We start from the raw sequence: 20,444 nt of genomic DNA on the forward strand, positions 1-20,444 counted from the left end.
GAAAGGTGCTGAAGAGGAATTAGTTGTCAGGTATCAGAATCATATCAATGCAGGTAGCCTGTAATAAATGACAACATAACTAGATTCAGCGAAAGAAGGAAAAGGCCTCGCCGTATGGCGCGACCTTTTTCTAGAAGATAAAACTAGCGGTTCTTCTTCTTATGCCGGTTTTTTCTAAGTCTTTTTTTACGCTTGTGCGTTGCAATTTTATGACGCTTTCTTTTTCTACCACAAGGCATATAACACCAATGAGTTTAAGATGAAATAATAATGTTTAAAAATGTCTTTTACCGGAAAGGTTTAATTAATTATTACCAAGTAACTTAATGCGTTCGTCAATTTCTTTGATCAGATCGGCGTTGTTAACATGTTTCTTGCTCTCCTGGTACCACTTCACTGCATTTGCCTTGTCTTTGTGCTGTTCGTAAGCGTCAGCCAGCATTAAAATAGCTTCTATGTTTTGCGGCTGGTGGTGCACTACTTTCAACAAGCGATCAATGGCTTTATCAAACTGACCCGAAATCATACCGCCTAAGGCAAGCATGAACTGGGCGTACATATTTTCCGGATCCCGCTCTGCTACTTCCCTGATCAGCTTGATACCCTCCATAGGGTTTTCACCGATGCCTCCCAGAATGTAACAGCTTCCAAGGCCAACTTTCAATGAATCGTTACCCGGAGCGATCTGTAACGCCTTCTCAAACAATTCTTTAGCTTCACCTGCCATCCATCGCTGCAACCCGGGATCTTCCTGGCGTCGTATGCCCTCTAAAAAGAATTGGGCAGCAAAGGTGAGACTTTTTTGAGAATTTTCCAATTTAGCGGCCTGGGCAGAATAATAAGCGTACGGAAGCAGTAAATGCGCCGAATCTTTCCAGAACCCGGCCAGTTGTTTGTACACCTTTACCTGCTGTTCCTTTACGTCACCACGTACAACGGCCGTTTCCAGTTGGGCAATCTGTGCCTGCTGGGCAGGACTCAGTTGCTGCTTGGATGCTTCCAGGATGGTATTAAAACTTATTTCTTTCGGACCGGTTGCTGCTGCAACAGCACCAGGGCTTTTTTTAGGGGGAATGGTTTTGCCAAAAAAATAAATAAAACAAAGGAGAACAACTCCACTGCTCACGAGGATCAATTGTTGCTTTTTCAAGAATCAAATCATTTAAGCAACAAATTTACATCTCATCATCCGGGTTTGGCTGATCTTCTTTTACAGATTGCAGTTTTTTAACTTCTGCAACGAATTCTTTGGCTGGCTTAAATGCAGGAATGAAATGTTCGGGTATATGTACCGCAATATTCTTTTTGATATTACGGCCAATTTTAGCAGCTCTTTTCTTTGTTATGAAGCTGCCGAAACCACGAATGTAGATGTTCTCGCCCTGGGACAAGGTGTCTTTCACTTCCTTGAACATGGTCTCCAGCGTAACCAGCACATCAACCTTCGGTATACCTGTTTTTTCCGATATTTGGTTAACGAGGTCTGCCTTTCTCATGTCGCATGAATTTTTACGGGTTTACAAATTTTTTACTTTTTAAAAATTTTCATAGGAATGTCAAAGGCAATCTACACTAAATCAATTCTTTAATGAAATTAACGGTAAATTTTCACATTTGCAAGAAAAGTGTAAACAATTGAAAATGAATTTTAAACAATTTTTGTGCCTGTTTTTTTCTAAAAGTAGTTCATTTTCATTGTGTTGTATAGACAAAATGGTGCAAAACAAGTATTAGCATTTTTTTTCAGTTTTGATAAAACCAGCCTCCATACAGCCATTCAAGGGCAAAAAAGCGACCTGTTGGTCGGCGGAAAAAGTATAAAAACGAGTAATTTTTACATGAAACCTGATTTTACGCGTAAGTTATTACAGTGGAATAAGAGCAGTAACACACGAGCTATGCCATGGAAAGGAGAGAAAGATCCATACAAAATATGGTTGAGTGAGATCATACTGCAACAAACAAGAGTTGAACAAGGCTGGAGCTATTATGAAAAATTCATAGCTGCATTTCCAACTATACTACACCTGGCCAGGGCAAACGAAGAAAAAGTTTTTAAGATGTGGGAAGGGCTCGGTTATTATAGTCGTTGTAAAAATTTGATTGCAACAGCCCGTACAATTGCAAGTGAGTATAAAGGAAAGTTCCCCAATACGTACGACCAAATAGAAGCATTGCCTGGCATAGGACCTTATACGGCTTCGGCTATATCATCATTTGCGTTTAATGCACCCCATGCAGTACTCGATGGTAATGTACAACGGATCATTGCCCGTTACTTTGGTATAACCACGCCTATAGATACCACTGCTGGTAAAAAGTTATTTCAAACCCTTGCCCAGTCATTGTTACACCATGATGAACCTGGCATCTATAACCAGGCCATTATGGATTTTGGGGCTGTGATCTGCAAACCACAAAATCCCCTGTGCAGTGATTGTGTTCAGAAAAAAGAATGTGAAGCGTTTAAGCAGAACGCAGTAACGCAGCTACCGGTAAAACAAAAAGCCATTGTACGCAAAGAGCGTTGGTTCTATTACTTTATCATAGAATGCAAAGGCAAATGGTACATTCGTCAAAGAACGGGTAAGGATATATGGGAAAATTTATTCGAGTTTGTATTATTTGAATCGCCTGCTGCGGTTGAAGATCTTACTGTAAAACTGCCCTTCCTGAAAAAGCTTGTCAATGGACAAGCATGCCAGATAGAAAGTATCAGCCGTATGTACCGGCAACAATTGACGCATCAAACTATTCATGGCAGGTTTGTAAAACTAAAAGTGCAGGAAGCATTGCCTGCCCTGAACCATTTTTTACTGATAGATAAGAAACAACTTTCGGAATATGCCTTTCCCCGGTTTATAACTACTTTTTTGGGAGAACCTGCTCCGCCCGCCCAATTGTTTTAAAGCAGTTGGAGATCTGATAATCGTTCATATATGTACTGGTAACCCAGAAGTAAGCTCTGGCTTCGCATGGTAAAAACCTACTGATTTGTGAAAGTCACTACAGATGGGTATCCGGGTCATAATGAGCCTAAAAAATTCTCATTTATTCTATTTAAAAAATTTAACTTTAAAAAGGAATAAAAAGGCGCAGACGATTATTAACATCAAATTTACCATCTATGAGAGGAGTAAACAGGGTAATGCTAATTGGTAATTTAGGAAAGGACCCGGATACACAGCACCTTGAGGGACATATTGCCGTAGCAAAATTTCCTTTGGCAACCACCGAAACATTTAAAGACAGATCGGGCAAGCTCATTTCTCAAACAGAATGGCATACCGTGGTACTTTGGAGAGGTTTGGCAGAGCTGGCGCAGAAGTATTTACACAAAGGCAGCCTGGTATACATTGAAGGGCGGCTTCGTACCCGTAGCTGGGAAGATAAGGAAGGCAATAAAAAATTTGCGACCGAAGTAGTAGGAGACAACCTGATTATGCTGGATAAAAGGGCCGATGCAGCACATGGCCCGCATGGCTCTGCAACCTCACATGGTGAAAATGTAGAAGGTTTTAATAGTGCCGATATACCACCTATAAGTGATTCCCCATCCCAGGATTTGCCATTCTAACCCATACTATTATTTTTGCAATTCGAAAATAAACATCAGCAGGGACCGATTAAAGGTTAATAAAATTGCTTTTAGTCGGTCCCTTTCTGATTAACTTTGTTGATTAATGACTTAACGACAGGGAATAATTCGAGTTGACGATTAATTTTATTCATGAAAACCCCATGCTTTGGATAAGCCTTTGTTGATTTTTGGATCAGAGTATGTGTACAAGTTGCTGTTGATGGTGACCAACGTTCAGGCTACCACTTTGCTGGCTGCCGCTGTGCTGGTGTTGTTGCTGTTATCGTTTTTTATTTCCGGTGCCGAAATGGCTTTTTTTTCACTCACGTACCGGGATATTAACATGCTCAAGACCAAGCAGGACCCCGGCTGGAAAAGGATTGCCTCCCTGCTTGAAGAACCCAGGGCTTTACAGGCGTCTTTAATGATCGCCAATACCCTGGTAAATATTGCCGTGATCATACTTACCAACTTTTTTATAGACCAGGTGCTGGTCATAAAACCCGGTAATGTGTCGATGTGGGTAGGGTATGGAATAAAACTGGTTATCATTTCCTCGCTCATCATTTTGTTTGGCGAGATATTGCCCAAAGTGCGCTCTTCACAAAATAATCTTCGTGCGGCTTATGAAGCCTCCTTCCTCGTAGAAGTGATCTTTTATTTGTTCAAACGCATATCGGTATGGTTGCTTAAAGTGTCCGATTCCGTTGAATCATTGTTCGGCGGCAAAGCATCCCGCGCCTATACCCACCAACAGTTGGAACAGGCAATTAAAAACACCATACACGAAGAAGAAGAACAACGCATTCTGGCCGGCATTTATAAGTTCCCCAATATTACCGTAAAGCAGATCATGCACACCCGGCTCGATGTAAACGGCATTGAATACGAAGCATCCTTTCAATCGCTTAAAAGAAAAGTAGAAGAACTGCACTATTCCCGCCTGCCGGTGTATCGCAAAAGTCTCGACGATATTCTTGGCATTGTGCATACAAAGGACCTGTTGCCGCACTTGAATGAATCGGACAATTTCGATTGGCATATTGTTATTCGCCCACCGTTCTTTGTGCATGAACAAAAGCATATTGAAGACCTGCTGAAAGAATTTCAAAGCCGGCACATACACTTTGCCGTGGTGGTAGATGAATTTGGCGGAACCAGCGGTATTGTTACCCTCGAAGATATTCTGGAAGAGATCATTGGCGACATAAGAGATGAATTTGATGAAGAAGAAACCGGTAGCAAGAAGATAGATGACAAAACCTATATTTTCGAAGGCCGTACCATGATACACGATGCCTGCAAATTGATGAACCTGCAGGAAGACACATTCGACCAGGTAAAGGGCGACAGCGACTCTATGGCCGGGCTAATGCTGGAACTGGTAGGTGAAATACCCAAAGTAAATGATACCGCCAGCATAGGCGACTTTGACTTTGTTGCCCTGGAAGTAGACCGCAATCGCATTCGGAAAATAAAAGTAACCATCAATATAAAACAGGATAAACAGGTGAGTTGAGAGGCAGAAAGTTACAAGGTTTAAGTTACAGGAGACAGGGTTCTCGAATTCCCTTGCAACTTGCAACCTCCAACCTGAAATCAATAGCATATTTGAATGAAAACATTTGTGATAAAAAGCATTCCCTTTTTCTTGTTGCTGAATTCGGTAATAGCTTGCAACAGTCCGTACACGCCCAAACAGACAGGATATTTTAAAATAGATTTTCCCAAACATGAATACAAGCTGTTTGATCAGCCCGGATATCCATACACCTTTGAATATCCCGTGTATTCAAACATCATAAAAGATTCTACTTTCTTTGAGGATAAACCTGAAAACCCTTACTGGATCAATATCGACTTCCCCCGGTTTAGCGGAAAAATTTATATCAGTTATAAAGAGATCGGTAAGAACGAACTGACTAAACTGGTGAATGACGCTTACAATATGACTTACAAGCATTCTACCCGGGCTACAGAAATTGTTGATTCAACAATGCGTACTCCATCCGGGGTAAGCGGGGTGTTTTTTTCTGTGGGGGGCAATGCGGCTACTGCCAAGCAGTTTTTTGTGACCGATTCTGTAAAGCACTTTTTGCGCGGCGCATTGTATTTCGATGCCAGTCCCAATGAAGATTCACTGGGTGTGGTAAATAACTTTTTACAGGACGATATGAAGCACCTGATCAATACGTTCAGGTGGAAATAAATGAGAATTAAGGTTCAGTAGATGGTCAAAATAAAGGCAGTACTTTGCCGGCCCATACTTTGCTGCTTTATGTTTAATTTTACGATCTAAAAACATTTTTACGTGATAGTAGTAGACAATGTGTTGATCAGTGATGAAATAGCCGAAGCACAATTTGTGTGCGACCTTAACAAATGTAAGGGCGGATGTTGTGAGGAAGGAGATGCAGGTGCGCCACTCGAAGATGCAGAGCTTGACATCATGATCGACGTGTTTGAAAAAGTAAAACCCTACCTTACTCCGGCTGCTTTGGCCGAAATTGAGCGAAAAGGTAAATATGTCTATCATAGAGAATTTGGCTGGGTAACGCCCACCCTGGGCGGTGATAATGAGATCTGTGTATACGGATCGCGCGACGAGAAAGGCATTATCAAATGCGCCTTTGAACAGGCTTATAACGATGGCATTATTGGTTGGAAAAAGCCCATAAGCTGCCACTTCTTTCCCATTATTCAAAAGAAAGGCAAAAAGGGCGATTACGATCGCATGAACTATGAGCCTCGCGAAACCTTGTGCAGTCCCGCCTGCTCATTTGGAAAAAAATTAAAAGTGCCGGTATATAAGTTTTTAAAGGAACCCATCGTGAGAAAGTATGGGGAAGATTTTTATAATGCCCTGGAAAAAGCGGCCACAGAATATTCATCAGAAAAGAGTAAGCCGGGCATTCACCGGTAAAATTTGAAAAGCAACCTGGCAGGGGTTAAAAAAAACTTAGAAACTCAGAATAAAAAATATGAGCGAGCACTCGTCCTCTTTCATAGCGAAAAGCACCATTAAGGCTGCTGACCTGGAACACCGGCGGAAAGTAAATTTCAATATAAGTAAGTACAATGCTTCTGTACCTCTGGGTAAAAAGCAGTTTACGGATGTTCACCTGGCGCGGGAAAGAGCAAAAAATATAAAATGGCGGGCCATAGAAAAGCTCGATGAGCACCTGGAACAGTTTGAAGCCAATTTAACCAAACGCGGCGGCAAAGTGATTTGGGCAGAAGATGCCAAGCAGGCTGTGGAAGAAGTGCTGAAAATTTGCAAGGCGAAGAACTGCAAAACCGTAGTGAAGAGTAAAAGCATGGTGACGGAAGAAATTCACCTGAACGATCACCTGGAAGATCATGGTATTGAAAGCGTGGAAACCGATCTGGGTGAATATATTCAGCAATTGGATGGCGAGCCCCCTTATCACATCGTTACCCCGGCCATGCATAAGAGCCGGGAAGACATAGCCAGATTGTTTGCTGAGAAATTGCACGTAGCTTCCAATTTATCGGCAGAACAATTAACCCTGGTAGCGCGGGATGTATTACGTGAAAAATATGTACAGGCTGAAATAGGCATAACCGGCGCAAATTTTATACTGGCCGATATAGGGGGTGTTGCGGTGAGTGAGAATGAAGGCAATGCACGGTTAAGCAACGCTTTCCCCAAAACGCATATCGTTATTACAGGTATTGAAAAGGTTATTCCCTCTATGAATGACCTGGCCCTCTTCTGGCCATTGCTGGCAACCTATGGAACCGGTCAGCAGATAACTTCTTATAACACCATTATTTCAGGGCCCAGGCAGAAGGGAGAACCCGATGGACCAGATGAAATGTATGTAATACTGCTCGATAATGGCCGAACGAACATCCTGGCCAATGAAAGAACGCGCGAAAGTCTGTATTGCATCCGTTGCGGCGCTTGTTTAAATGCCTGCCCGGTGTATAAAAACATTGGCGGTCATGCGTATGAAACTACTTACAGCGGACCTATTGGAGCGGTTATTACGCCCCAATTAAAAGAAATGGGCGAGTGGAAGCATTTAAGCTATGCCTCTTCTTTATGTGGTAATTGCACGGAGGTATGCGCGGTAAAGATCAACCTGCATGAAATATTACTCGAAAACCGGCATGATGCGGTAGAACAAGGTGCTGCACCGTGGGGCGAAAAAGTAGCCTGGAAAGTATGGAAACAGGCCAGCCTGCACCGCGGCATGATGAATATGGGCAATCAGAAATTAAAGAACTGGATGGTAAATAAAGTGTTTAAGGGCTGGACTACCAACCGGGCCGACCTGAATTTCGCCGGAAAAACGTTTAACCAAATGTGGCGGGAGAAAGCGGGAAGTACGAAGTAAGAAGGAGGAAGTGGGCGCCTGGGTAGGTAGAGAAAAAATTAAGAAACAGGAATACAAGGAACTACTCACCATTCACTGAAAGATAGTCTAAAAAAAGTCAACTTTTACGGTTGACTTTTTTATTTTGCAGCCTTATTGATGCTACTTATTTATACCCATACCATCACGCCTAGGCTACAATACATTGTTGAATTTATTGGCAGAGAATTATTCGATGAGGCAATACAGATCACTACCGATGAGGCATATTACAAAGCATCAACATTACCCCGGTTAAACTATTCCGTACAGGAGTTTTCTGATGAAGAATTCTTCATCCGTAACACGCCCTTGCTATTTGAAACCGGCGTTCGCCCGCAAACCATTGAATGTTTTGAGATCAATTTTCATAAGGCATTTTTTGAAACCAGGGGCGATTTTCCATTCGATATTCTGGCTGCTTCATTTTACCTGATTAGCCGGTACGAAGAATATTTACCGCACGAAAAAGATGCCTATGGCCGTTATGCGCATACCAACTCGCTGGCCTATCGCGAACATTTCTTGTCGCAACCTTTAATTAACTACTGGTTGCAATCATTCAGGAAAGCGTTACAATTTAAATTCCCTGATCTGGTGTTCAAACAAGCACAATTTAAATGTGTGTTGACGTACGATATCGATATCGCCTGGTCGTACCTGCATAAAGGTTGGAAGCGAACGCTGGGTGGTTTTGTTAATTCGATAAGTAAAGGCGAATGGGCAAGGGTTAAGGACCGGTGGTTGGTGTTGCGAGGCAAAAGAAAAGATCCATTCGATTGTTTTGAATGGCTGGATGCCTGGCATTTGTATTGCCGGCTGAAACCCCATTTCTTTTTTCTGGCCGCAAAAAGAACGTCCCGCTACGATAAAAATAATTCCTATCAAAAGAAAGCGTTCCGCGACCTGGTGGCCTATTACGCCAATGCCGCGCATTTAGGCTGGCATCCATCCTGGCAAAGCGGCGATGATCCTGCGCTATTAAAGGAAGAGCTGGAATGGCTGGAAGTAGTAAGTGATATAAAGATCGCCCAAAGCCGGCAGCACTACATTCGTTTTTCCCTGCCTGTTACCTACCGCCGACTGATACAAACAGGTATTGAAAAAGATTTTTCAATGGGCTATGGCAGCATAAACGGGTTCAGGGCTTCTGTTTGTTCTCCCTTTTACTGGTACGACCTGGAAAAGGAAGCTGCCACGTCGCTGATGTTATATCCGTTCTGCTTTATGGACGCCAATTCGTTGTTTGAGCAAAAACAAACACCGCAGCAAACGTACAACGAGCTGATCCAGTATTATGAGCGGGTAAAAGGTTGTAAAGGTGTTTTTATTCCCATCTGGCACAACTTCATATTAGGTACTGATCCTTTGTACGAAGGCTGGCGCAGTATGTTTGAACTGTTTATGAAGGAAACCGTGTATTGGGACGCTTATAATGACGAAGTGTAGAAGCAGGCTACAAGCCGCACGCTACAAGCTTCAAGCAAAATCAAAAACCGGTAACAAAACTCCCAGGCGTCTGGTGTGTACCGAAACCTGGGAGCCATAATTTATTTTGAACTGATATTTTAGTGTTTAAAGTGGCGCATGCCAGTCATTACCATGGCTAACTGATGTTGCTGGCAATATTCTATAGAATCTTTATCGCGTACGGAACCGCCCGGTTGAACAAAGGCAGTGATGCCGGCAGTATGGCCCAATTGCACACAATCATTGAATGGAAAGAAGGCATCGCTGGCGAGTACCGCTCCATTCAGATCAAATTCAAACTGACGGGCTTTTTCCAATGCATGACGCAAAGCATCAACCCGGCTGGTTTGTCCGCAACCTTTACCAATCAGTTGCTTGTTTTTAACCAGTGCAATAGCATTTGATTTCAGGTGTTTGCAAACGATGTTGGCGAAAACCAGGTCGCTTTTTTCACCAGCGCTACATTCGCGGCCACCTACTTCTTTCCATTCCAGGTAATTGCCTTTATCTTCTCCCTGTGCCAGTACACCATTAAGCACGCTTTTATATTGATTGTTACGGCTGGCAGTTGCTTTCTGTTGTAACAGGATGCGGTTCTTTTTTGATTTTAATACAGTCAGGGCATCTTCAGCAAATGACGGCGCAATCAATACTTCAAAGAATATTTCATTGATGGCATCTGCCGTGGCCTTGTCTATTGTAGCATTACAAACCAATACACCGCCAAAAGCGCTTTCTGGGTCACCGGCCAGAGCCGCATCCCAGGCCTCTTTAACCGTATCTCTGGAGGCGATACCGCAAACATTCGTGTGCTTGATGATGGCGAACACAGTTCCGGTTTCACCCGAAGAGAAGTCATTGATCAATTGTACCGCAGCATCAACGTCTACCAGGTTATTATAAGAAAGCTCTTTACCGTTCAACTGATCGAATAGTTGGTTCAGGTCGCCATAAAACACGCCGGTCTGATGCGGGTTTTCACCGTACCGCATAATTTTAGGGCTGGGAACTGATTCCAGGAAATACTGATCACCATCGGGATTAAAATATTTTGCAATAGCCACATCATAATGGGCTACAATTTGAAATGCTTTAGAGGCAAATGCCTTGCGTTGTTCCAGCGTGGTGGTGCCATTTTGTGCGCTCAACATATCGGCCAGTACCTGGTAATCAGATTTAGCCGCTAATACTACCACATTGCTGAAGTTTTTGGCTGCACCGCGGATCATGGAAGGGCCGCCGATATCAATTTTTTCAATGATCAGCTTTTCTTCAGAGGTGCTGGCTACTGTTTCTTCAAAAGGATACAGGTCTACTATAACCAGGTCAATTTCAGGAATGTTGTACTGCTTCATCTCCTGTACATCAGATTCCAGTTCCCTGCGACCCAGGATACCACCAAAAACCGAGGGATGCAGGGTTTTTACCCGGCCGCCTAAAATAGAGGGGTAAGTAGTTAACTGTTCAACCGGTACTACCGGGATGCCCAGTTTTTCTATAAATGATTGAGTACCACCAGTAGAATAAATGGTTATACCCTGTTGGTGCAATACTTTTACAAGGGGTTCCAGGCCATCTTTATAAAAAACAGAAATAAGTGCAGACTGTATCTTTTTGGTCATATGCGTAATTTATTCGGAAGTAGTGAAAGGGATATTGGGGATTGCAAATTGTTATCCCGATAGCTATCGGGAGCTTATTCGCCAATTGATTTAAGGGCGCAAAGGTAGGTTAATACAGGTTGAAAACAAAGGCGCCCTTGTCTGCTACCGAAAAGGCCTGAAGCCCCAGTTGATCGCATTCCTGTTGCCATTTTGCAACTTTCCAGGCGGGATTGGATGCGTCAAAAACGAACTGGCGGCACGTAAAAACATCGGTTATCTGGGAAATTTTGATGGCCGGGTTATTCAAGATAATTGTAATATCAACATTCATTCCTGGAACGGCCTGTTTGAAATTCAACGGTTGATCGATCAGTAAAAAGGAGGTGTTACCTAGCCGGAAAAAATTCTTTTTGACCAGTGAATATGCGGGGGTGTACAGGTTGTTTACGCGGTGTAGTAACCGGCTGGGTTGCATATGGAATTTTTGCAATAGGTCGTTTTGCTGCAAAGCGCTATCCGTTTTACAGAAAAAATTTGTACCTATCATAACGTCAATGGCGCTGTGTTTCGGGATGTTGTAAACAATAAGCTTTTTCTGTTGCCGCGCGCTCCATACATCAACTAAGCGAAATGTCATAAAAAAAAGTAAAGCCATTAAAGCAATCCGAACTCCCTTCTTTTTATTATCTAATAACCACCAGGCCATGGCGCCAATGAATGCATATAGGCAAATGAGTTGCGGTAAGCTTATTAGCAGATCGTTTGTAGTGGCGAATGGCAAGCTGCCTACTTGTTCAATATAGGTGTTGAGCCAGTAAATTATTAGACGCAGCAGGTAACCTATGCCTGTTGCAATCAATGGAAATATACCCGTAAGGCATAAAAGAATTTCACCAATAATGATGATGCCAGATATGGGAACAGCCAGCAAATTGGCTACCAGAAATAAGTTAGGGAATTGGTGAAAGAGATAAACTGAAACAGGCACAGTAAGTATTTGTGCAGCGAGTGTAACGCATATCGACTTCCAAATCAGATCTGGTAATTTGTTTTGAAAGAACAGCAGGTTGTATATGGGGTTATAAAAAATTGCAAGGCTCAATACTGCTGCATATGATAACTGAAAACCGGCATCCCACAACCAGGTAGGGTTGAAGCAAAGCAATATAAAGGCAGAAGCAGCCAGGCTATTGTAAACGGAAGTTTTTCTATTGATAGAAGCGCCAATGACAATGCAGGTAAACATGACGGCAGAGCGCAGCACGGAAGGCGATGCACCGGCAATACAACTAAAAAGCCAAAGGCCGGCAATTATAAGGATCGGTTGTACGATCCTTCCTGTTTTATATTTTGATAACGGTTTGCATAAAAGTATTAGTAACCAGTAAATTAATCCCAGGTGTAAGCCCGAGATAGCAATGATGTGCACTACACCAGTATTCGAATACAACTGAACAAGGTTTTTGTCAAGGTCATCTTTATAGCCAATGAGCATGGCTTCGGCCAGCCCGGCTTCTTTTGAGCCCGGGATATATTTTTTAAGAATGTTTACAATTTTCTCTCTTGTGGATAAAAGATATTTCCTAAACAGATTTTCATTTTCTATTTTGAGCGCTACAAACTCACCTTTCCTTAGGTATACCTGGTATGAAATACCCCGAAAAGTGCAAAACCGCTGATAATCAAAGCAGCCTGGGTTGCCTGTATTTTTTATCGGTTGTAATACCTTAAACAATAGTAACTGATTACCATACTGAAGATGTTGAACATTGCTGTCTTTCTGAAAATACAGAAGGATCTTTCCACTGGCTTTGTTAATAGCATGGTTAAACAGTACTGCCTGAACAGATGCAATGGTTTTGAATGATTGTTTTTTTTCAGAAAGTGGTTCTTCAATGGTTACCAGCACAGCATTTCCTGCAGTATACTGCCTGGTAATACTCGTTTGTTGATGTCGTATGTCCTTATAATAAAATAGTAAACTTCCTGTGGCAAATAGCAGTGCGTGTAACCACGCGCCGTTAACCCATTGGACTCGGTATTGGCGCGATAGCGGTTGAGTAGAAAATAGCCAAAGCGCTAGTGCGCTGAAGGCGAAAAGCAGCCATAAAACGAAAATGGAAAAGGGCCAGTACCACTGACACGAGATGCCCGCAATGAGCGGAATAATAAGCCGTATAAAAGGTGCTTCTTTCCAAATGGGCCAGGCAGGTAAAAGCGACATACCGAACAGGGAATTACAATAGCAATGTGAACAGGAAGGGAATCTGTGATTGAATGAAAGGTGAGGGGAGACTAAAAAAACAAACTACCTACTTTATCAAAAAAGGACAAGGCTAATGGTAAAAAGATAAAGCAGGTAGTTTGAAAAGGAAAAATTCTGTTATCAGAATAAAATTTCCTCAAGAGGATTTGTAGGATAACAAAAGCCTTGAGGAAATCTGTCGGCGGGTTTTCACAGGACCATTGGATTTCTAAAACGGGATGATAGCAACTCTCCATGTCTAATTTCAGATAAAAACCGGATACATGCCAGAAAAGCGCGATTTATTAGATACGGTTTTTTGTACGGGCAATTAACGGTTGATTTACCCCCGTAAAAACACGGGGGTAAGCGACGTTGTATTAACGGTTATTATAACTTCTTTTAACGGTATTTCGACCGTCTTTTTCACGTGATTCGTTGAACTCCTTCAGTTTATAAATAATAGTAATTTGTAATTAGTTGGCTAACACCTACTTGTAGCCGAAAATGTCTATGCGCCCGCAGCTACTTTTACATCGACAACACAATCACACTAAACAAAACTCACAAGCTATGACTACAATTGAAAAAAAATCCTTACGGGTAGGAAAATACGTGGACACTAACCATGTCGATAGTCTTATCCGCACTTATAAACAAGAACGGTGGCAGCACAATTCTGAACGTATGGGGAGGGAGGATTCGCTCAGTCTTTATTATTCCATCGAAGAGTTGGAAGAATTCCTGAAAAGATCAAAAGAGGCCGGAGCCAATATCGTTAGTATTCACTTTGGCGTATATCCTGAGAGTTTTACTGAAAGACCTGGCTATGCAGGCAAGCAAACAACCGTGTTGGTTGCAACTGACCGCCAGGAAACAGAACTCGGTGTCACCCACAAGAGCATTTACGTTGAAACCAATAAAGGCAAACAAGTGCTTGCATACAATGTAGGCCAATGGCCTCCCGGAAGCGGTGCTGGAAGTGATGATGGTTTTGGTATTACTATCGTTGACCAGGGCGACAAAGGAATGATCGTAGTATAAATTATTTTATACGGTTATATTAAAAAATCCGTTCTGGTTTAGCCGGAACGGATTTTTTTTTAATGCTGAATTTTCTACATTAGCATCTGATGAACGTTCCCGTGCTAATTATTGAGGTCATATGCCTGTTGGCGTCTATCACCCTGTTTTTTCAGGCTTCAATACCGCGCTACCTGAAAACTTTTCCTTTCTTCATGCTCATAACGCATATCGTAGAGATAACCGGCTGGCTGTTAAGGAAGGAAACGTTAACTGTAAACCTTTTATATTGCTTTTTTACCGCTTTTGAATTTGTGTATTACCTCTGGATAATAAAGTATATTATATTCAACCAAAAAGTTAAAAAGGTTATTTTTTGGGTGCTGCTTGTTTATCCTGTTTTGGTTTTTATTAATATATTCTTTATACAACCAAGAAAATTCCATAGTACCACCTACTCACTTGGTTGTTTACTGGTAGTAGCTGCGTGCATCTATTATTTTTTTGAGATATTTCGATCCACGAATTCCGTCAATCTGGTGAAGGAACCGGCTTTCTGGATATGTACGGGGCTGTTATTCTTTTACTGTTGTACATTTCCGATGTTCGGTGTATGGAATCTCTTGCCTGGTTTGCCAGATATAATATTGAAAAACCTGGGTACCATTCTAACTCTTTTGAATTATATATTATACTCTCTTTTTTCCATCGCTTTTCTATGCAGGCTTAAGCTTAAGAGATCAGTGCAATAAAAGTTTTCTTTTCAGGCCCCTATAATCCAGTCCGTTTATATCATTACAAAAACAATGAGCGTTCTTTATTGGAGCGTTTAACTTTGTACTAAATTGCTATTAGCAAGGATCTTGATATGACTTCGGAGATATACATAGTGATAATAATCGGTGCAATTCTGGCAGTGTTGCTGGTGGGCTTTATTGTTACCATCCTTTTCCTATACCAGCGCAGACAGCACAGGCAGGCATTAGAGATCACCAGGATGAAAGAGGAATATGAACGGGAAACCCTGAAATCGCAATTGGAAATTCAGGAAGAAACCTTTAAGAACATTGGACAGGAGCTGCATGACAATATCGGTCAGATGCTTTCGGTGGTAAAACTTTCCCTTGCTGTTTTGCCTATGAACGACCAACATGAGGCCTGGGAACCGATACAAGGCGCCCGCCAGGTGTTGAATAAAGCAATGATGGACCTGGCAAACCTCACCAAAAGCCTGCATACAGATCGTATAGCCCAGATAGGGCTTGCAGAATCCATCCATTTTGAGTTAGAAAATATAAACAGGACCGGATTGTTAGAAATTGAATTCGCGGTATCAGGCATTGAACAAAGTCTCGATGATCAAAAATCCATCGTGTTATTCAGGATCTTCCAGGAAAACCTGAACAATATTTTAAAGCACTCAAAGGCCAAAACAGTGCATATAAACCTAACCTATCTTGATGATAAATTCATTATGAAAATAACTGACGATGGGATAGGGTTCAATGTTGCGGAAAAGAAAAATTCTACCTCGTCTGCGGCTGGTGTTGGATTAAAGAGTATTTTCAACCGTGCAAAACTTATTGGTGCTGATATCGAAATGCAAAGTGAAGCCGGCCGGGGCACTATTGTGACCATTCAATTACCTTTACCCCATTAAAAAGTGTTTGCGGGATAATAATGACTGTTAACAAAAACATACAGGTGGCGGTTGCTGATGACCATACGCTGCTGCGTAGTGCACTGGCGCGCCTGATCAACTCTTTTGAGAACTATAAAGTGCTGTTTGAGGCCAGTAATGGGCAGGATGTTAAGGAAAGACTTAACAAACATGTAATACCCGACATTATTTTGCTGGATGTAAATATGCCGGATATTGACGGTTATGAAACAGCTAAATGGATCTATAAAAATTTTCCGCAGGTTAAAATATTGGCGCTGTCGATGTTCAGCGATGAAAACATCATCATTCGCATGTTGCGCCTGGGCGCCAAAGGGTATATCATGAAAAATGCCGAGCCCGAAGAATTGAAGCTGGCGCTGGATTCTGTTTTACACAAAGATTTTTACCTCTCTGAGCTTATTTCGGGTAAAATAATCAGTGGTCTGCATAAAGACATGGACAAGCCGCAGGATGCGATCTCGCTTACTGAAAAGGAAAAAGAGTTTTTGAAATGGGTTTGTACCGAACTTACCTATAAGGATATCGCAGGCAAAATGTTTGTTAGCCCCCGTACAGTAGATGATTATCGTAACTCCCTGTTTGAAAAGCTGGGGGTAAAAACCCGGGTAGGGCTCGTTATATTCGCGATCAAGCATAACATGGTGGAGATTTAATAATACTATATGTATTTTAGAACCATTCAGGTTTTAAGATTTGCTGCTGCATTGTACATTACGTTATTCACGTACTTATTGGTGGGATTACAAAAAAGATGCTCTTAACAACCGTTCAGGCAGAAAACTAAAAAAATATCAGAATAAGCTATAAAAAAAGCCCTCACGACTTATCGGAGGGCTTTTTTATAGTGGTTATAACAAACTATTTACTCAAATACATACTTCTGTCTTTATACAGTTGACGGAAATACGGATCGCGCAGGTCTTTTATAAAGCGAATGGCCTCACCGGTACTTTTCATTTCAGGTCCCAGCTCTTTGTTAACGCCAGGGAATTTTTCAAAGCTGAACACCGGCTCTTTGATCGCATAACCCTTCAGGCGTTTTACGAATTTAAAGTCGCGCAGTTTATTAGCACCTAACATGATCTTGGTAGCTATATTCAGGTAAGGGATCTGGTAGGCTTTGGCAATAAACGGTGTTGTACGCGATGCCCGTGGATTGGCTTCAATTACATACACTTTGCCGTCTTTAATGGCAAACTGAATGTTTATGAGCCCTTTGATATTCAGTTTGAACGCAATTTTGCGGGCGTATTCTTCCATAGTTTCTACAATCAGCGGGCTCAGGTTGAACTGTGGTAATACCGCGTTGCTATCGCCGCTATGAATACCTGCAGGTTCAATATGTTCCATTACACCCATGATATGAACTTCTTCTCCGTCGCAAATGGCGTCTATTTCTGCTTCCTGGCAGCGATCGAGGAAGTGGTCGATGAGGATCTTGTTGCCAGGGATATGTTTCAGCAGGCTTACTACTGCTTTTTCCACTTCTTCATCGTTGATCACGATACGCATGCGCTGGCCCCCCAATACATAGCTGGGGCGAACCAGTACGGGGTATCCTACTTTATTGGCTACTTCTACTGCTTCATCAACAGTATAGGCAGTTCCATAGTCAGGGTAGGGGATCTTCAGTTCTTTCAGCATGTCGCTGAAACGGCCGCGGTCTTCCGCGATATCCATATTGTCGAACGAGGTGCCAATGATCTTAATTCCTTTCTTGGTCAAACGCTCAGCGAGCTTAAGGGCAGTTTGTCCGCCTAACTGAACAATTACCCCTTCCGGTTTCTCATGTTCAATCAACTCCCACAGGTGCTCCCAGAATACCGGTTCAAAGTACAGTTTGTCGGCCATGTCGAAATCGGTAGACACGGTTTCGGGGTTACAGTTCATCATGATGGCTTCGTAACCACATTCTTTCAGCGCCAGCAAACCATGCACGCAGCAATAGTCGAACTCAATACCCTGACCAATGCGGTTGGGTCCTGAACCAAGAACGATCACTTTTTTACGGTTGCTGACTTTGCTTTCGCTGTAATTGCCCGATTCGAAAGTAGAGTAGAAGTAAGGCGTTTTGGCTTCAAACTCGGCAGCACAGGTATCTACCATTTTGTAAACCCTGGTTATGCCGGCCGCCTTTCTTTTCGCATATATTTCTTCGTCGCTGCCATCCTGCATTATTTTAGAAATCTGTTCATCGCTAAAGCCCTGGAATTTTGCTTCTTTGAGCAGTTCGATAGGCAGGGTGGCGGTTTTATATTTTATTATTTCTTTTTCAAGGTCAACGATCTTCTTCACCTCATTAATGAACCAGCGGTCGATAAGGGTTGCTTTGGCAATGGTGCTTACCGATACGCCTTGCATGAGGGCATCCTTGATGCGGAAGATGCGGTCCCATTTCGGGGTTTTGATATATTCTATCAACTCTTCAGCATGCATCTGGCTTCTTCCATAGTATCCCAGACCTACGGCATTATTCTCAAGGCTTTGACAGGCTTTTTGTAAAGCTTCGCCAAAACTTCTGCCAATGGCCATTACTTCGCCCACACTTTTCATTTGCAGACCCAGGGTGTCGTTAGCGCCTTTGAATTTATCAAAGTTCCAGCGAGGCATTTTTACGATCACATAGTCAAGCGCGGGTTCAAAGTAGGCGGAAGTGGTTTGGGTGATCTGGTTCTTCAGTTCATCGAGCGTATAGCCGATAGCGAGCTTCGCTGCTATTTTGGCGATGGGGTAACCGGTGGCTTTGGAGGCCAGGGCCGATGAGCGGCTTACCCGGGGATTTATCTCTACTGAGATCAGTTCTTCTGTTTCGGGATTCATTGCGAACTGCACGTTACAACCGCCGGCGAAATTACCCAGGCTGCGCATCATAAGAATGGCCTGGTTACGCATATCCTGAAAGGCGGTATCGCTTAAGGTCATTGCCGGGGCTACCGTAACGGAGTCGCCCGTATGCACACCCATGGGATCGAGGTTCTCTACTGTACAAATAATGGCTACGTTGTCATTTTTGTCGCGCAACAGTTCCAGTTCGTATTCTTTCCAACCTAAAACGGCTTTTTCAACCAGTACTTCATGTATGGGAGAAGCTTTCAAACCTCTGTCGAGGGCAGCTTCCAGTTCAGATTTGTCGTGAACGAATCCGCCGCCGGTTCCACCCAGGGTGAACGAAGGACGGATTACGAGCGGGAAGCCTATTTCCTGGGCAAATTCCTTTCCTTCGAGTAATGAGTTAGCAACTTTTGAAGGAGCAACTGATACGCCTATTTTAAACATTAGCTGGCGAAACTTCTCGCGGTCTTCAGCAGTATCTATGGCAGCAATATCAACGCCGATCATGCGAACGTTATATTTTTCCCACACACCCAGTTCAGCAGCTTCTTTAGCCAGGTTTAAGGCTGTTTGTCCCCCCATGGTTGGTAGCACCGCATCAATCTGGTTTTCTTCCAGTATTTGCTCAATGCTCTCTACCGTCAGTGGCAACAGGTAAACCTTATCAGCCATCATAGGATCTGTCATGATGGTAGCCGGGTTGCTGTTGATGAGTATTACTTTAATTCCTTCTTCCCTGATACTACGGGCAGCCTGTGAACCGGAATAATCGAATTCGCAAGCCTGGCCGATAATAATGGGACCTGAACCGATAATTAGTACTGACTTGATAGAAGTGTCTTTTGGCATTTTGAGTAATGAGCGATTTTTTTTGAATAAACCTTGTTGAACCTTCATCCGGCGCTGATTCTACCACAATTTTTGTGGGGATAGTGGCGGGATAAATTGCGCAAAAGTAAGGTAGCGGGGGGAATTTTTAGGATTATTTTTAAAAGAAGCTCATATAGGCGGGAAGTCAATGAAATAGCGAGGAATTGTGAGTGGTGAATGGCGAGTAGGAAGAAGGCTGTGGGAGGTGAATGAGAGCAGAAGACAGGAAAAACAGGCCAGAGAAATATTATGATTTTGTAAACAGGTTTGAAGCGTACTGATTTGTTGTGAATAGCTGTAATGCAGCATTGAAAAAATGAACGGATGTTTGTAAGGTAGAAAGGCAGCCGGGTGATCAGTGTAATTAATAGGGGGGAAAAACAGCGCTGGAAGTTAGATGTATGAAGTAAGAGATAAAGTAAAAATGTATGAGGTTCGGGTGTGGGACATAAAAAAAGCCTTCACCATCCGGCAAAGGCTTTGAATTGCTGGCTGAAATTTATAATAAATCAGTTGTTGTGAAAAGCGGCTAATTCAATATCATCAAGTGCCACACCACCGCCCCGTATCAGTTTTTTCTGTTCGGCTATTTGTCGTTTTTCATCAAAACGACTTTTGATACGGAATACCCATTTTTGTTTAGCTTCACTTCCACGAAAAATACCTACTATCGTGCCGATCGACAGAGCCAATAATAGTATCATTCTATTCCTAAGCGTTTTCATAAAACCGAGTTTGTAAAATTATTCGTTCC

16 protein-coding genes are annotated in these 20,444 nt (G+C 42.6%); 10 read left to right on the forward strand and 6 right to left on the reverse strand.

All coding sequences use genetic code 11. The features are described 5' to 3' along the window. Positions 1-304: 304 nt before the first annotated feature. Positions 305-1,150 carry a tetratricopeptide repeat protein gene (locus FAM09_RS19695; protein ID WP_136578850.1) on the reverse strand — a complete coding sequence of 282 codons (846 nt, stop codon included), beginning with the start codon at positions 1,148-1,150 and terminating at the stop codon, positions 305-307. A gap of 25 nt (positions 1,151-1,175) precedes the next feature. Further along, entirely contained in the window at positions 1,176-1,496 is a 321-nt protein-coding gene (locus FAM09_RS19700) for an HU family DNA-binding protein (protein ID WP_081145882.1), read from the reverse strand. 342 nt (positions 1,497-1,838) lie between these two features. Between FAM09_RS19700 and mutY the strand changes: the two genes are divergently transcribed. The 7 genes from mutY (at position 1,839) to FAM09_RS19735 (ending at position 9,411) form a co-directional block, all read left to right on the forward strand. Continuing rightward, positions 1,839-2,909, forward strand: a complete 1,071-nt coding sequence (gene mutY / locus FAM09_RS19705; RefSeq protein WP_136578851.1) for an A/G-specific adenine glycosylase — start codon at positions 1,839-1,841, stop codon at positions 2,907-2,909. A gap of 218 nt (positions 2,910-3,127) precedes the next feature. Next, positions 3,128-3,577 carry a single-stranded DNA-binding protein gene (locus tag FAM09_RS19710; RefSeq protein ID WP_136578852.1) on the forward strand — a complete coding sequence of 150 codons (450 nt, stop codon included), beginning with the start codon at positions 3,128-3,130 and terminating at the stop codon, positions 3,575-3,577. 169 nt (positions 3,578-3,746) lie between these two features. After that, positions 3,747-5,099, forward strand: a complete 1,353-nt coding sequence (gene gldE / locus FAM09_RS19715) for a gliding motility-associated protein GldE (protein WP_136578853.1) — start codon at positions 3,747-3,749, stop codon at positions 5,097-5,099. A 96-nt stretch (positions 5,100-5,195) separates the two neighbouring features. Then, on the forward strand, positions 5,196-5,789 hold the full coding sequence (gene gldD / locus FAM09_RS19720; RefSeq protein ID WP_136578854.1) for a gliding motility lipoprotein GldD: 594 nt from the start codon (positions 5,196-5,198) through the stop codon (positions 5,787-5,789). Between the two features lie 102 nt (positions 5,790-5,891). Then, positions 5,892-6,503, forward strand: coding sequence for a DUF3109 family protein (locus FAM09_RS19725; RefSeq protein ID WP_136578855.1), 612 nt, complete (start codon positions 5,892-5,894; stop codon positions 6,501-6,503). Positions 6,504-6,561: 58 nt separating this feature from the next. After that, positions 6,562-7,944, forward strand: coding sequence for a LutB/LldF family L-lactate oxidation iron-sulfur protein (locus FAM09_RS19730; protein WP_136578856.1), 1,383 nt, complete (start codon positions 6,562-6,564; stop codon positions 7,942-7,944). 138 nt (positions 7,945-8,082) lie between these two features. Further along, positions 8,083-9,411 (forward strand): DUF7033 domain-containing protein, encoded by a 1,329-nt coding sequence (locus FAM09_RS19735; protein ID WP_136578857.1) that lies wholly within the window; start codon positions 8,083-8,085, stop codon positions 9,409-9,411. Positions 9,412-9,530: 119 nt separating this feature from the next. Here the strand turns inward: FAM09_RS19735 and purH are convergent, their stop codons facing one another. Beyond that, complete coding sequence (gene purH, locus FAM09_RS19740; protein ID WP_136578858.1) at positions 9,531-11,054, reverse strand: bifunctional phosphoribosylaminoimidazolecarboxamide formyltransferase/IMP cyclohydrolase; 1,524 nt, start codon at positions 11,052-11,054, stop codon at positions 9,531-9,533. 109 nt (positions 11,055-11,163) lie between these two features. Then, a complete protein-coding gene (locus FAM09_RS19745; protein ID WP_136578859.1) occupies positions 11,164-13,260 on the reverse strand; it encodes a ComEC/Rec2 family competence protein in 2,097 nt (698 codons plus the stop codon). Positions 13,261-13,854: 594 nt separating this feature from the next. Between FAM09_RS19745 and FAM09_RS19750 the strand changes: the two genes are divergently transcribed. The 3 genes from FAM09_RS19750 to FAM09_RS19760 all read left to right on the forward strand — a co-directional run bounded on the left by FAM09_RS19750 (position 13,855) and on the right by FAM09_RS19760 (position 16,641). Continuing rightward, positions 13,855-14,325 carry a hypothetical protein gene (locus FAM09_RS19750; protein WP_136578860.1) on the forward strand — a complete coding sequence of 157 codons (471 nt, stop codon included), beginning with the start codon at positions 13,855-13,857 and terminating at the stop codon, positions 14,323-14,325. An 847-nt stretch (positions 14,326-15,172) separates the two neighbouring features. Further along, entirely contained in the window at positions 15,173-15,964 is a 792-nt protein-coding gene (locus tag FAM09_RS19755) for a sensor histidine kinase (RefSeq protein ID WP_136578861.1), read from the forward strand. Positions 15,965-15,984: 20 nt separating this feature from the next. Continuing rightward, complete coding sequence (locus FAM09_RS19760; protein WP_136578862.1) at positions 15,985-16,641, forward strand: response regulator transcription factor; 657 nt, start codon at positions 15,985-15,987, stop codon at positions 16,639-16,641. Between the two features lie 205 nt (positions 16,642-16,846). On the opposite strand, the gene carB is transcribed toward FAM09_RS19760, so the two are convergent. Continuing rightward, positions 16,847-19,669, reverse strand: a complete 2,823-nt coding sequence (gene carB, locus FAM09_RS19765) for a carbamoyl-phosphate synthase large subunit (RefSeq protein WP_136578863.1) — start codon at positions 19,667-19,669, stop codon at positions 16,847-16,849. Between the two features lie 530 nt (positions 19,670-20,199). Beyond that, complete coding sequence (locus FAM09_RS19770; RefSeq protein ID WP_136578864.1) at positions 20,200-20,415, reverse strand: hypothetical protein; 216 nt, start codon at positions 20,413-20,415, stop codon at positions 20,200-20,202. Positions 20,416-20,444: the final 29 nt, after the last annotated feature.

Origin of the sequence: Niastella caeni (genome assembly GCF_004834005.1) — a bacterium.
GTDB lineage: Bacteria > Bacteroidota > Bacteroidia > Chitinophagales > Chitinophagaceae > Niastella > Niastella caeni.